The 13,645-nt window shown below is 36.5% G+C and carries 12 protein-coding genes; 5 read left to right on the plus strand and 7 right to left on the minus strand.

The window, feature by feature from the left end:
• Window positions 1-136: 136 nt before the first annotated feature.
• On the minus strand, window positions 137-352 hold the full coding sequence (locus GVK91_RS18580) for a hypothetical protein (protein ID WP_159730734.1): 216 nt from the start codon (window positions 350-352) through the stop codon (window positions 137-139).
• Between the two features lie 544 nt (window positions 353-896).
• Between GVK91_RS18580 and GVK91_RS18585 the strand changes: the two genes are divergently transcribed.
• The 4 genes from GVK91_RS18585 to GVK91_RS18600 all read left to right on the plus strand — a co-directional run bounded on the left by GVK91_RS18585 (window position 897) and on the right by GVK91_RS18600 (window position 7,119).
• Window positions 897-1,340: an SMI1/KNR4 family protein gene (locus tag GVK91_RS18585; protein ID WP_159730736.1), complete on the plus strand. Its 444-nt coding sequence runs from the start codon at window positions 897-899 to the stop codon at window positions 1,338-1,340.
• A 127-nt stretch (window positions 1,341-1,467) separates the two neighbouring features.
• Window positions 1,468-2,196, plus strand: a complete 729-nt coding sequence (locus GVK91_RS18590) for an MBL fold metallo-hydrolase (RefSeq protein ID WP_159730738.1) — start codon at window positions 1,468-1,470, stop codon at window positions 2,194-2,196.
• Between the two features lie 836 nt (window positions 2,197-3,032).
• Window positions 3,033-3,974 (plus strand): hypothetical protein, encoded by a 942-nt coding sequence (locus tag GVK91_RS18595; protein ID WP_159730740.1) that lies wholly within the window; start codon window positions 3,033-3,035, stop codon window positions 3,972-3,974.
• A gap of 181 nt (window positions 3,975-4,155) precedes the next feature.
• Window positions 4,156-7,119 (plus strand): response regulator, encoded by a 2,964-nt coding sequence (locus GVK91_RS18600; protein WP_235032957.1) that lies wholly within the window; start codon window positions 4,156-4,158, stop codon window positions 7,117-7,119.
• A 734-nt stretch (window positions 7,120-7,853) separates the two neighbouring features.
• On the opposite strand, the gene GVK91_RS18605 is transcribed toward GVK91_RS18600, so the two are convergent.
• Window positions 7,854-8,426: an SMI1/KNR4 family protein gene (locus GVK91_RS18605; protein WP_153848740.1), complete on the minus strand. Its 573-nt coding sequence runs from the start codon at window positions 8,424-8,426 to the stop codon at window positions 7,854-7,856.
• A gap of 308 nt (window positions 8,427-8,734) precedes the next feature.
• On the opposite strand from GVK91_RS18605, the gene GVK91_RS18610 reads away from it, so the two are divergent.
• Complete coding sequence (locus tag GVK91_RS18610) at window positions 8,735-9,181, plus strand: hypothetical protein (protein ID WP_159730742.1); 447 nt, start codon at window positions 8,735-8,737, stop codon at window positions 9,179-9,181.
• 188 nt (window positions 9,182-9,369) lie between these two features.
• Here the strand turns inward: GVK91_RS18610 and GVK91_RS18615 are convergent, their stop codons facing one another.
• The 5 genes from GVK91_RS18615 to GVK91_RS18635 form a co-directional block, all read right to left on the minus strand.
• The gene (locus GVK91_RS18615) at window positions 9,370-10,209 is read right to left on the minus strand and encodes a helix-turn-helix domain-containing protein (RefSeq protein ID WP_159730744.1); all 840 of its coding nucleotides are present in this window, start codon (window positions 10,207-10,209) and stop codon (window positions 9,370-9,372) included.
• A gap of 81 nt (window positions 10,210-10,290) precedes the next feature.
• On the minus strand, window positions 10,291-10,992 hold the full coding sequence (locus GVK91_RS18620; protein ID WP_159730746.1) for a peroxiredoxin-like family protein: 702 nt from the start codon (window positions 10,990-10,992) through the stop codon (window positions 10,291-10,293).
• A gap of 164 nt (window positions 10,993-11,156) precedes the next feature.
• Window positions 11,157-12,455, minus strand: a complete 1,299-nt coding sequence (locus GVK91_RS18625) for a spondin domain-containing protein (RefSeq protein ID WP_159730748.1) — start codon at window positions 12,453-12,455, stop codon at window positions 11,157-11,159.
• 102 nt (window positions 12,456-12,557) lie between these two features.
• Window positions 12,558-13,121 carry a dihydrofolate reductase family protein gene (locus tag GVK91_RS18630; RefSeq protein ID WP_159730750.1) on the minus strand — a complete coding sequence of 188 codons (564 nt, stop codon included), beginning with the start codon at window positions 13,119-13,121 and terminating at the stop codon, window positions 12,558-12,560.
• Between the two features lie 273 nt (window positions 13,122-13,394).
• Window positions 13,395-13,607, minus strand: a complete 213-nt coding sequence (locus GVK91_RS18635) for a PepSY-like domain-containing protein (protein WP_075993143.1) — start codon at window positions 13,605-13,607, stop codon at window positions 13,395-13,397.
• Window positions 13,608-13,645: the final 38 nt, after the last annotated feature.

Raw genomic sequence — 13,645 nt, forward strand, 5'->3', positions numbered from 1 at the left:
TTTGATACAGTGGATTAAAAGAGAATATGGTTTAGTATATCAAAAGGCGCAAATTTATAACTTGCTAGCCAAGGTTGGAATTATCTTTGAAAAGAAACTTGGCCTAATATCTAAAGTGTAATTATTTATTGTACTTTCACCAAAATTGATGAAGAACCCCATCCGACCGAAATGACTGGCACAAATCAAACCGTAATATCCATAGGTACCATGTCGCTAAAGCATATTGCGCTTTACTGTTATTCTTGTCGATCGCTTTCTGTAATAACTCAAGTGCATTTGAATCTCCTATCTCAGTATTTTTGCTCGCTTCTTTGAGAGCTTTAAAATATAATTTATCTCCTTTCGCCATATTAAATAATTATTTTTTTGGAAGCCAAGGCCCATTCCAATTAGGTAGTCTTTTTTTCCCCCCTATCTCTTTTCTTATAGCTAAGAAGAACCATGTTGCATCAAGATACAAAATGAGTATGTAATTAGCGCCAACGAGTTACATATTTTGCCTATTTAAGGACTGTTTTGTAAATTCAGTAACTAGTAAGCCATAGCATGAAATTTTTAAACATCATCCAAGTTTGTACCGTGATAACCCTTTCATTGGGGTGTCTAAATCAACGCGTACAAAGACTATGGTTTTTGGTCTATTCACAATTGAGGTCCCTTATAAATGGTAGCAGGTCAAACAAAATGGAATAAACAGTTATGCAGCGATAGCCTAGAAAATCACTCGGGTATTCCTGGCTATATTTACATTCAATCACAGTGCTTTTATTTTCAAATTTGGAATTTTTACAAGCATATATATAAGGGTAAACGTTGAAAAATTTTCTAATCAAAATTGGGAAAGAGACAGTTGATTATTGATAAATAAATGTTCAATTATAAGTAGTAGTGCAATGAGACAATTAATTACGGCTATAAAACAAAAGCACGAGAAAGATGGAATTGACATCTATCCTGGAGCCATGCTCTCGGAGATTGATACGTTTGAGCAAAAAATTGGATTCCCTTTGTCCTATGAGTTTAGAAGATTCTATCTCTTATGCAATGGTTTCGGTTGTAATGAAGATATTTTCAATATTATACCACTTGCTGGAATAATGGAGTACGCAGACAATTATGGCGATAATTGGTTTTATTTTTCAGAATATATGATTTATTCAGATATATGGGGATTAAGGTATTTAGGAGATTGCCGATATGAAATATTTAATGCAACACACCCTACAATAGCATTAACTTCCTCCCTCACAGAATTTTTGCAACGTTTTTTAAAAGGGAATGTCTTCGACCCCGGAGGATTATATCAGTGGCATCAAGAATTGGGTATTCCATCCTGAAATTTCGTCGATATCTATACGGAAACCGTAATTAATTCAATAGAATGAGGATTTTGCCTTTGGGATGTTTAATTTTGTTTAATCCGCTTTCTCAATCAATAGCGTAAGTGAGATTAAATAATTACAAATGGAAATATATCCTTTAAAAGACGGTGATTTCAGTGTAGATAAGAATAAAAATTTCACCTATCTGGAAGATACTGAAAACGATAAAAATTTAAAAATGGCGGTGCAGCCTTTTCTTATTGAAACAGCTGGCAATCTAATACTACTAGATGCAGGATTAGGCTGGGTGGAAAACGGTATTCCGAAAATTCATAACAACATGATAAAAGCAGGTTTCCAACCAAAAGATGTCAAGCTAGCTATGCTTTCTCATTTGCACAAAGATCACATTGACGGACTTGTGAATAGAGAGAAAAATGATTGGACGCTTAATTTTCCAAATGCCGAAGTCTATCTGCAAAAGCGTGAATATGATTTTGCGCTTTCAAAAGAAGGGAGTCCTTCTTTTGATTTGGATGTTTTGAAGTTCATTGTTGAGAATGCCAATATTGTCTGGATGGATTCTGATAAAGGAAGTATTACTTCTGAAATTGATTTCGAAGTTACTGGCGGACATACCCCTTATCATCAGGTTTTCTGGATTAAGGAAGACGGAGAAACCGCTTTTTATGGTGCAGACAATCTTCCTCAAATGGGATATCTAAACTATCAAATAGCATTTAAAACTGATTATGATGGCAAAAAAGCAATGGAAGAACGGATCATTTGGAAGCAAAGAGCACAAGAAGAACAATGGAAAATCCTGCTTTACCATGATATTGAAAATGAAATAATTAGCCTTGGTAAATAGTCTCCTATTTCAAATCCACACTCATCAACGTTAATTTTGTTAGAAAAGGCAATAAAAAATCATCTGCATCGTCACCTGATATTTTTAAATCAACAACTATTTTAAGTAGAAATCTCCAAGCAGAAACCAGTTTAGATATTCTAAATTACCCCTGTAGTACGCAAACCTTATCTGTTTTCATAATAATCTGTACGACGGTAATCATGAATGGTCTAATTGGATTTTTTCATCCAAACAATAGCCGGCCCTTGTGAATAACTCTCTTTTTGGTTGGCATAGATCGTAGTTGGTTATAATAAGTTCTAGGCCATTGTCAATTTAATTTGAAAACAGTAAAAACCGCTGAATGATCTGATGGCCAAACGTCATCTATTTCTGGTGCTGTTCGGATTATTTTCGAAGCCAATGGTTCTAACTTTTCCCCCTTGTAATAGATAAAGTCAATTCTAGAAGTTTGTAGATGTCCGAATATGGCAGCAAATGTTCCGGCTGGGTGTGTAACTTCATCCGGATTTAATTCGTTTATTAAGAATGGAACAATTAAATCTTCATTGCAAAACAACTAAACAAGAATAAAGACAATTTTAAAAGATCACATCAAGGGGTTATAAATTAAAACTCCTTTATTTTACAACAACATATGAAATTGAATAACATCCTTTTTAACGAATTTTAAACGATACTCAGCGAATTGTAAACGGTTTACACTGCGAAAATTGATATTTTTACATTTGACAATTACCAATACTTCTTAAGCTATACGGCTAGTATATCGGAAAGCTGTCTAATAGCGTTGGCCGAAATATTAAACCAACGCGCTCCAACAGAATTGACTTATGAAAAAATATATGTTATCAATTATTGTTTTACTGACTTTAGCCTCTTGCAAAGGACAAGAAAGTAAGACAGAAATTTTGGATAAACTAAAGTATAATGCGGACAAGAGCAACTATGGTATCCAACCGACGTTTTATTATCCTACTGAAATCTCAATAAATGATTATCCTGTCGTCAAAGGGCTTGAATTCTTTGGAAACACAATTCCAAACTTTATTGACATTGCGATCAACAAAAATGGCGAACAAGAGTTAAAAATACTAATTGACTTATCCAATTATAAAAAGCAAGGAAATCCGATTTTAAAAATTCTATTAGTCAGGTCAGCCAAAGGAATATCAATCATTTCCAATGAATCTGATTTTCCCGAAGAAAACATTTTAGTAAATTATGAATTATCTGATGATGATATAACTCAAGAAAACATTAAAAGTGGTTACTTCTTAAAAACGCTAAAGTTTAATGCTAAAATCCCAGTCGAACTATCTTCCTTAAATAAATCAGTTCAATTAAAGAACTCAACAGAACTACTTGACAAACTGTATAGCGCTCTTACCAACCTGACGAAAGATTTAAATGATAAAAATAGCAACAACGTTTTGGAAATTATCCAGAACGCAGAATTTGAGGTGGCACAATTACGGGGGATGAAAAAAGAATGGATGTTAAAAGAAAGAGAAGCTCTTCTATCAAATACTTTTACATTGCTACCAAAGGATAGTTGCGACGTCAAAATTTATGGAAACGGAACAATGGCAACTCTTGTGAAAAAGAATTCAGAAATAATCAAGCAATCGGCAATAACTTCAAAATTTACCAAAGGTTTCCCTAGCGGTAAAGTTGTTCAATTTTATAACTTTTATTACAACATACCGAAAGGAAAGGAAGAATTAGAGTTAATAAGATTTGACGGTTATGCAATAACAAAATACAAAAAATAATAGACGCTATCTGCAGAAAAGCTGTTGTGTCAGGCTAGCTAAAGTGGATCGCATGATCTCAATAGTTGAAATTTCCAATATAAGCTATCTCATAGAAACATGATGAAAGCCATCAAATATTACTGACTGATTAGAGATACAATTCTACTTTTTTAGTATCTTAACGGTAAACTACCGACCAATGCCAAAAAAAATTATAAGAAATCTCCAGATAGGTGTAATGCTTTCCTTGATACTACTGATTGCGGGTTCTATAGCATCTTATATTAGCATACATAACCAGATGGAGAGCAGGAAAAGCCTCTTAAAAACGAAGGAGTCTATCAGTTTAATAAAAGATATTTTAAACACGCTGTTAAATGCCGAAACTGGCAATCGGGGATATCAGCTTACCGGCCGTGAAAATTTTCTTGAACCTTTCAATAAAAGCAGGAATGAATATCCGCTGCTTGTTGCTAACAAAGATAGGTTTAATCTTAACGATAAACTCCAGATTAATATCCTTCATGAACTGCTGCATACCTCAGACATGTTGATGAAAGAATATGTCTTGCTGATTGATAATCGCACAAAGGGAATATTAATGACTCCAGAAGAACTTGTTCAAAACAAGATGGCCATGGATAAATGCCGAATGCTCGTTCAGGAGTTTGTGAAACACGAGGAAGTTCAGCTTGCCCTAAAAAATGAAGATCTGAATAACTCCACCAAACGGACCGTTTTATTCATTATCTTTTCAGCAGTCGCGGCCATTGGCGTCACCATTTTCGTCTATATTCAACTAAAATCGGATATTATGCGCCGCGATAAGTTGGAAAAAGATCTGTTTTATACGAAGGAAATGCTCGAGGAAACAAGCGCGGTTGCCCAAGTGGGGGGCTGGGAAGTCAATATGAAGAGCGGAAAGCTCACCTGGTCTCAAAGTGTACGAGAAATTCATAAAACTAACATTAATTTCCAACCAACTTTTGAAAATGCCCTTGGATTTTACGAAGGAAAAAACAGAGAGAGAATAGAATTTCTATTCAACAGAGCAGTACAACAAGGGATTTCTTTTGATGAGGAGCTACAACTTCTGCGTAATGAAGGTGTCACCATCTGGGTAAGAGTAAAAGGAATTCCCGAATTTGAAAATGAAGTTTGCCACAGGGTTTTTGGAATTATTCAGAACATTGATGCCTTCAAAAAAATGTTTCTGGAAGTTGCTCAGAAGGAAGCTATGATGCAGTCCTGTGCTACAGATGTTCCTATTCCTTTGGCGATGCTTGACAAAGCCCTTAACTACGTTGCCGTCAGCAGCAGATGGCGAGATGAATTTAGTATGAATAATATCGACCTTATCGGCAATAACCTGTTTACAATATCGCCCAATATTCCCGAAGAAAGAAAAAAGATTTACAGGAATGCGCTTTTGGGAGAAACGTACATCGACGAGGATTTTGCACTAAAGGTGGAAGGAAAAGAAGAAATTCAACATTACGATCTTAAAGTCGGACCCTGGTATCTTACAAAAGATGAGATTGGAGGTATAATTATTTCCATACAGAATATTACAAATGCCGTAAGAATAAACGAGGAACTGAAAAATGCGAAGGAAACTGCAGATATAGCCAGCAGAGCAAAATCCGAATTTTTGGCCAATATGAGTCATGAGATCCGTACCCCTTTGAACGGAGTTATTGGTTTTTCAGACCTCCTACTCCGGACACCACTGAATGAAGCACAGACGCAATATCTGCATTACATCAATGAATCAGGGGAAAACCTACTTAGCATCATCAATGATATACTGGATTTTTCTAAAATAGAATCCGGAAAAATGGACCTTTTGATTGAAAAAAGTGATGTGTATGATATGTTAAGCCAAGTCATCAATGTTATTCTTTATCAATCCCAGAAAAAAAACATCGAACTTCTTCTCAACGTTGAGCCTGGCCTCCCAAAAATACTTTTCATTGATGAAGTCAGGTTAAAACAGATCTTGATCAATCTGTTAGGAAATGCTGTAAAATTCACAGAAAAGGGCGAGATCGAACTAAAAGTAGAAAAATTGCACATGGATGATCATACGATTGCCTTGCGCTTCTCGGTAAGAGATACTGGAATCGGCATTCCTATAGAGAAACAGAAATATATCTTTGATGCCTTTACCCAGGAAAACAGTTCAATCAGTAAACGATTTGGCGGCACAGGACTGGGACTAACCATCTCGAACAATATCTTGGGATATATGGGAAGTCATTTGTCGCTGACCAGCGAAATGGACAGCGGTTCTGTATTTTTCTTCGATCTTGAGGTTCCTTACGAAATGTCTGAATGGAAAGAAGAGGATGAAACGACAATTAAAACGGCCTTAGTGGTGGATGATAATGAAAGCAACAGGATTATTCTTGAACACATGCTTACCTATAAAAATATCAAATCCACGTTAGCTTCTAATGGAATGGAAGCCTTGGATATCATGTTGAAAGGTGAGCGGTTCGATGTCATTCTGATGGATTATCATATGCCTATCATGTCCGGATTGGAAACAATAGAAAAAATAAAAGGCTTGTTAAATCAGCGAAAAGAAGTTGCTCCATTTATAGTACTTTCGTCTTCTTCGGAAGAACTGGATATACTTACATCGGTTAGGAAAATAGAAAATACACATTTGCTATTGAAGCCTATAAAATCACATGATCTATACAAAACCCTTAAAAAGGTAGACCGAAGTACAGTAATAGAAATTATTCAGGATCAGGCTGAGAAAGATTCGCATGCATTTGTGCGAGAATTAGACGTGCTTTTGGTTGATGATAACCCAGTGAATATGGTCCTGAACAATAAAATAATGAAGTCTCTTGCTCCCAATATACTTCTAACGGAAGCAGCTAATGGTTTACAGGCTTTGGAAGAATGCAAGAAAAAGCAGTTTTCCCTTATTATTATGGATGTACAAATGCCGATCATGAGTGGTATTGAGGCAACACAACATATTAGAATGCTGCCAGCATATCAACATATACCTATCATAGGCGTTACAGCTGGAAATGTGCTGGGGGAAAAAGAAAAATGCCTTGAATCCGGAATGAATGACTTTCTTCCCAAACCAATACGCCGGGCAGACCTTCTTGAAGTACTCAAAAAATATATTAGTGTTTAGTAATTATGGCTGTTCGAATCTGAATGATCAACGGTATCATAATATCTACTAAGATCAAGATACAGTAGGTACCCAAATAGAACAACAACGCCCAATCTTTATCAGATTAGGTGTTGTTGTTCTATGAAAAAAGATGATCTATTTCAGTAATTCTTCGCACTGTTACTTTTTTCTGAAGAATTTTAAAGATCTCTTTTCTCGATAGCAATGTTTGGGCTCTAAAATAAATTAATTCTTCTGCATATCCCGAACCCTGATCTACAGTCTTTTGCAGTTGAGCAAAATATTCATCCTTTTCGCCCTGAATAACCGAAAGTGGGCATTCAATATCGGTTAGAAAATGTATACTTAACAAGCATGTCAATTCATAGACAAACTTGGAAGGATCTATATGAATCAAACAAATAAGCCGGCTGTGTTATAAAAAGCCGGCTTTTGAAATGGATTTAATGATCCTGTTTACCTCTTATGGGTGTTTTGGTAATATTGGGGATGAAAACCAAATAGTCGTAACCTTTTATAATTCTTTACAGTTCCAAATCCTCTACCTTAAGCTTCTGTTTAGAGATTGCTTGTTACAAGGAAATCATAAACATACCAATTGTCATCTTTTACAGCGGTTAAAAACGATTTATATTGATCCAAAACAGCCAATGTTTCACCCTCCCCCTTTCCGATGAGCATAAGTATCTATGAACTAGTTTTGTCGGTAGCAGATTCTCATGTTCTAAAATTCAACTTGTCGAATTTGCATTTTTATTCATAATCAATTCTTCAATTTCCTGCTTCCAAAATTCCGAATTTGCTAGCAAATCAGCGTTTATTTTTGAGAATTCTTGCTTGAGTATTTCAATATCTTCTTCGCGATACAGGTTATGAAATAAAGCTTCCACACCATATTTTGATTGTATAACGTTTATAAATATTCTGTAAGCAAATATTGAATCCAAAAATTCATTTATGTTTTTGTTAGTTGAGACAATCTTCTCGTCATCAAAATCTAAAAGTACAATTTGGTTATTGTTTATTTTATTAATACAAAAAGGATTCCCTGCTCCGTCTGATCCAAAAACAATATATTCTAAACCATTTTCAAAATTCTCGTCGTAATAATCATTTAGTGTTTGAAAACATATAAAACCTTCTTTGCTATTAAAACTAGAAAACGGAGCAAATGATTCTGGAACACCACCGTTTAAAGCTTTTACTATTTTGTCGTCAGAGATTAAACTACCAATCAAATCAAGGTCTAATTCGAGCCATTCTTCATATTCATCAGGCTTCCAATTTTCTTTGCTAAATTCCATATATGACTGTTTTAGTACGCATGCAACACAGCATCCTCTTCTTCCATAACATCCTTATAACTAGATTAATCATGTTGTAATCAAGATACAAAATAGATATAGAAATTATAGCAACAGAGCTATATATTTTGTCTTTCTAAATACTCTTTTGTAAATTCAATAAATAAAATACCTCATTCCATGTAAACTTAAAAGATAACCTGTAAAAAAATCTTATATCGCTATATCAGCAGAGCTGATTTAGAAGAATGAGCCCCTGTGATCTAGGAATAAGATAGGCGGCAAACAACTATATATTGACTATAAGTATGGAACAAATCAAAGTCGTGTGGCTTGGACAAGCTCAACAATTTCCATACAGGATTTATGCAACCACAACGAAAAACAAGCTTGAAGCGTTGATAAGTTTTGAAGAACTCAGTTTGATGACCCGTCATCAAGACGGGTACATACGTGAAATAGCTATCGTGAAATTAATGAGACTTTTTCCATTGGAAAGCATTCCGTATCTGGTGCAGTTATTAGGAGAATATGTTGTAGAAATTCATTTCGCCATAATCGCAGAGATTACACCTCAGCAACGGTTTTGGGTCAATAACTTCTTTACTGAAAACGCAATGTTCGAAAAAACAATTCGAAGTAGAATAGCAAGCTATTGGAACTGTTACTATCGATTTAATTACTTAAAATTGAATGACTATCCTGCTTTTCGGCTTCTATCAGAGTGTCGATTTCATAAATTTGACAACTCTTGATCAGAGGTTGAACTCACCAATATCTCCCGAACGATTCCTACTGCTCTTTTATACAAATTCTTACATATTTGGAGAACACTGATATTTGAAGTCATTTATAAAAACGACATAATGCATTTTTTTTCATTATATGTTAGCACCTCTTATTCATGGTCAACATGGCCGTCTGTATTTAAACGCAATAGTGATCAAAGGTTCTTAAATGCAGAAATATTTGTTCCGGAATACATCTTGAAAAACCGGCTAAAATGAGCAGGACTTTCAAAACCCAGTTCGTAAGCGATCTCTTTCGCTGACTTCTCGGTATAATGGAGATACCTTTTAGCCTCAAGAATTATTCTGTTGCGGATTAGAATAGATGGCGCCGACTGTTTCAACAGCGCAAATACATTGCTTAGTGTTTTTGGTGATTTGTTGAGTGCAGCCGCATAGAACCTGACTTCATGTTCCTCTTTAAAGTTACATTCTAGTAGCAATGCAAACTTTCTCACAATATCCATTTTTTCGTCGGGGAATAACTGATAGCTTTCACTTTGGAGCTTTGCAATTCTTGTGGTATTGATAATCACTCTCTTAAGAAGGGTGCGCAGCATTTCACCCTGAAAATTATCTTTTACCATCATCTCATTTGAAAACACATTCTCCAGATGAGACATTTCTTCCACAGCAGTTTCATTTAATACAATGAACATTGGATGTCGAATACCATAGAACAGAAAACCAACACAGCCGACCTCAGCATCGTGATCAACGATACAATAGAACTCCCTATTAAACTGCCAGGCAGTCAGCGCATCGGGCTGTTCAAATACAAAATGTTGATTGGAAACCAAAGGAAGTATACACCTTGATGGCATCGTATAACTGATCTCATCGATCGTCACTTTTTGTTCGCCGCCCTTGTTATAAATAAATGTATTGATAGGCAGGGAATTCGCATTACGAAGTCCCCTGCCTGAAAACTGGTTGTTGTCACTGTGCATCACAAACAGTGCTGCTGTTGCGTTATCGCTATACTCCCTAATCATGTTGTCATTTACTTACAGCATTTCAATTCGCTTAAATTTAATCATTTTCTTGTAAGAGCCTAACGCCCACAAGCTAGAAATTTAAAGGTCTTCTTTAATACTGCTTGCAGCAGCAAGCAGCAGATTGGAGGATAATCTTTGTTTAAAATCGGGATTGATAAATTCAAAATGAATTGTTCCCTTTTGATCAAGTATAAATACTGATGGAACCGGAAGCAGCAAGTCGGTGTCTTTACCTCTAGTTGTTTTCGGTAGTATCTCCCAGTAGTCCTTCGGAGCTTTATACGCAATCCCCATTTGTTTCGACAGTGAAAGATCTGCATCCGATAAAAGTGTGTAGCTTAATTTTTCTTTAGCTGCAGCTTTCATTAATCCCTCGGATTCGTCTGTACTTATGGCAATCAACTGATACCCCATTTCTTCCAAGCCGGGAAAGGCCTCTTGTAAGCCCGAAAGTTGTCTGGTACAATAAGGACACCAGCCACCGCGGTAGAAAACCAAAATGGTCGGCTTTTGGGAAATCGCTCTATTGAGATCAAACCTTTTACCTGAAACGTCTACCAATACTGCCATCGGTATTTTTTCTCCACACAATAACGGACTGATGTCTTCTGGATTTTGCGGAATTCGATAAGGGATTTGCTTCATATCCATTTTATCTATCCTGCTGTCAGCTCTCCGCATGCTGGACCGCTCCTGCGCATTGGCTATGCTTGCGATGCAGGTCGTGAACAACAGCAGCGCAACAAACGCAGCTAATTTTGTTTTTATAGGATTTTTCATTTTATAACACGTTTATTACTTAATAAATACTGAATCGATACTTTTTGCCCGTGGAAACTCAATCGATACTTTAGCCACTGCATGAAATAGGTTGCTGATTGTCCTGTCTCCAATAAGGACAATAATAGCCATGAGATTTTCGTTCGTATAACCGGCCTCAAAAATTAGTTGATTGTTACTTTAATAATGCTAGAAATTGATGGCAGTGTGGTGAACCCATTTGGATTAGGCACTTCTGCAATTGGTTTACGTTCGGTCACAGGAGTGCCGCCTAATCCTGCTTGCTCATTGCCGGCTCCGGGAAACTGATTAATCGCTGTCCCATTGTCAAACAATCCGATTGAATAGGATACATCTCCTTTTACTGTTGCATCAATTCCATTATCTTTTGTTGCAAAGAACCAATCGTTGGAAAGTCCATACATGCTTGCAATGGCAATTCGATCTCCACTTGCTATACTTAACTGCTGTGAAACGCTACTTCCTGCCTGCGCTCCGATTTTAGGAAGTAATACTGTTGAGCTAGCCGCCGGAAGGATATAAACCGCTTTTACACCGGAGAGTGTTTTAAGATAAGCCGCCAGGCCCGATGCATCACCTTTTTGCGCTAAATCTTTCAGTCCTTTACCACGGTCATTTTCACCGATTTTATATATTGGGTTTTCGATGCCTTTATATAGCACCACCAAAACTGGAGATAATGGTGTAAAAATACCTGTTTGCGTATTAATGTAATTACCCAACACGCTATTGTCTCCCATCTCCGCAATATTTGTCAAGCCATTTACACTTGGTTTTCCAACTTCAAATAATGGATTAGGATTTAACAGGTTGCCTCCCACGCTATATGAAATCGCCCAAACTCCGGGACTGAAGGGGGTCGGATTGGTCGTAACGCCAGAGACATTAGTGATTATAAGTGTAAAATTGGAATTACCTTCATAATGAAGTGTTGCTTTCATTAAAGTAGAAGCTGGAGCATAAGTATTGCCCTGTGCATCGGTTCCGTTTACTTCGGTAATAGCTCTTGGAGTAGTTTCTGTTGTTCCCGGGTGAATTACAGCTGCACCTGGTATCTGATTGATACGAGTACCATTATCCCATAATTTGATCTGTGCCGAAACATCGCCCTCAACCGGAGTTCCATTGTCCTGATACAGCTTTATGCCAGGATTTGCGGGAGCAAAAAACAAGTCATTCGACCAACCATACATCGTTGCAAAGCTCAGCGCTTGTCCTTTGGCTGCAGAAAACTTAATGGAAATTGCTTCGCCAGGCATAACCACTGGCGAAGCACCAGTGTTTTTAAAACTACCGTACTCTACCAATGGTTTTGAATCCAATACATTTTCTATCGTGATAGTCGTCGCCGACGTTGATGGCATAGCATCATTTTTATTGCAAGCGATAATTAGCAAAGGCATTGCTGCCATAGCCCACAAAATTGAATGTTTATGTTTCATAATGAATTCTTTTTAAATTACATTACAAATGTAAATTTCATGGGAGGAGCTGTAGGTATCTGAATTTCCCGCTGTGTTGCCGATATTTCCCGAGGGAATAATTTATGAGGAAGTAGATGTTGGATTGTACTGATAGTACAGGAGGACTGAACCACCAGAGAAACACCTTGTTTTTAATAGTTTAAAAACTATTCTATCGCTTATATGTTCAAATAGTGACAGCCCCTGTCCTACCACAACGGGATAAATGCACAATTGAAGTTCGTCGATCAAATTGAGATTCATCAGCTGGACAATTAAGCTTCGACTCCCGACCAAAATATCCCTACCGGCTTGCTGTTTCAATTTCAATATTTCATCTTTAAGCATCCCTTCGGCTAATTTTGCACTCTCCCAGTCTATATTTTTCAGGCTATTTGAAAAAACAACTTTTGGAATTTTATCGATAGCCAATGCAAAGTCATCCATTGATTTTTCACCTGAGGAATTTTTCACAAAAGGCCGCCAATATTCCATAAGCTGATAGGTAATCCTACCATATAAAATGACATCAGCGCTATTTAACAGATGCGTATAATGAAGATGTATTTCCTCGTCGGGAATCCCTGCTGTATGATCACAAAACCCGTCAAGGGTCATATTGAATGCTGCAATTACTTTTCTCATGTCCTTCCAATAAGCTTCTTTTACACCGTAAATCTAACATTTTATACATTGAATAGGCTTTGCATAAGACAAGAAATAAACCGGGATAATGATAGAAAAGAAAGCTAAAGTTTCAAAGAATAAATAATAGTCACCGAATAAAATTGCAGGTGGAAGGAATTAAGACAAAAAAGTCAAACCACTAAAGATAATTACCGTTGAAGGGGGGAGCACAAAGCTGAGCTCCTGCCCCTTTTTTAAGATATTAAGTCTATTTCAGATCATCGAAGCGGGCTAGTCACGATCTGTTCTCACAAACTGTCCATTGAAATCGAAAATAAGAGCATCTCCTCCCCTGATATCTATTCGATATGAACTGCGTTTTTTTTCGATAAACTCAACCTGATTCCCAGGATGATTTTTTATGATAAAAGTTAAAATACTTCTTCTGACATCCTGGGAAGAAAGTTTTTCACCCTTGCCGGTTACTAAATTCCAATTGACCATATGATTTAAGATTTAAAATGTTATAATAATCTAAACCT

The sequence above is a fragment of the Sphingobacterium sp. 18053 genome (assembly GCF_902706145.1).
In the GTDB taxonomy this organism is placed as follows: Bacteria; Bacteroidota; Bacteroidia; order Sphingobacteriales; family Sphingobacteriaceae; genus Sphingobacterium; species Sphingobacterium paramultivorum.

Coding starts and splice junctions, on each gene's coding strand:
- GVK91_RS18605 (WP_153848740.1), bottom strand. CDS start 8,426: ATGGAATTTAGCAAAGAAAATTGGAAGCCTGATGAATATGAAGAATGG.
- GVK91_RS18630 (WP_159730750.1), bottom strand. CDS start 13,121: ATGAGAAAAGTAATTGCAGCATTCAATATGACCCTTGACGGGTTTTGT.
- GVK91_RS18595 (WP_159730740.1), top strand. CDS start 3,033: ATGAAAAAATATATGTTATCAATTATTGTTTTACTGACTTTAGCCTCT.
- GVK91_RS18615 (WP_159730744.1), bottom strand. CDS start 10,209: ATGATTAGGGAGTATAGCGATAACGCAACAGCAGCACTGTTTGTGATG.
- GVK91_RS18600 (WP_235032957.1), top strand. CDS start 4,156: ATGCCAAAAAAAATTATAAGAAATCTCCAGATAGGTGTAATGCTTTCC.
- GVK91_RS18580 (WP_159730734.1), bottom strand. CDS start 352: ATGGCGAAAGGAGATAAATTATATTTTAAAGCTCTCAAAGAAGCGAGC.
- GVK91_RS18590 (WP_159730738.1), top strand. CDS start 1,468: ATGGAAATATATCCTTTAAAAGACGGTGATTTCAGTGTAGATAAGAAT.
- GVK91_RS18620 (WP_159730746.1), bottom strand. CDS start 10,992: ATGAAAAATCCTATAAAAACAAAATTAGCTGCGTTTGTTGCGCTGCTG.
- GVK91_RS18635 (WP_075993143.1), bottom strand. CDS start 13,607: ATGGTCAATTGGAATTTAGTAACCGGCAAGGGTGAAAAACTTTCTTCC.
- GVK91_RS18585 (WP_159730736.1), top strand. CDS start 897: ATGAGACAATTAATTACGGCTATAAAACAAAAGCACGAGAAAGATGGA.
- GVK91_RS18610 (WP_159730742.1), top strand. CDS start 8,735: ATGGAACAAATCAAAGTCGTGTGGCTTGGACAAGCTCAACAATTTCCA.
- GVK91_RS18625 (WP_159730748.1), bottom strand. CDS start 12,455: ATGAAACATAAACATTCAATTTTGTGGGCTATGGCAGCAATGCCTTTG.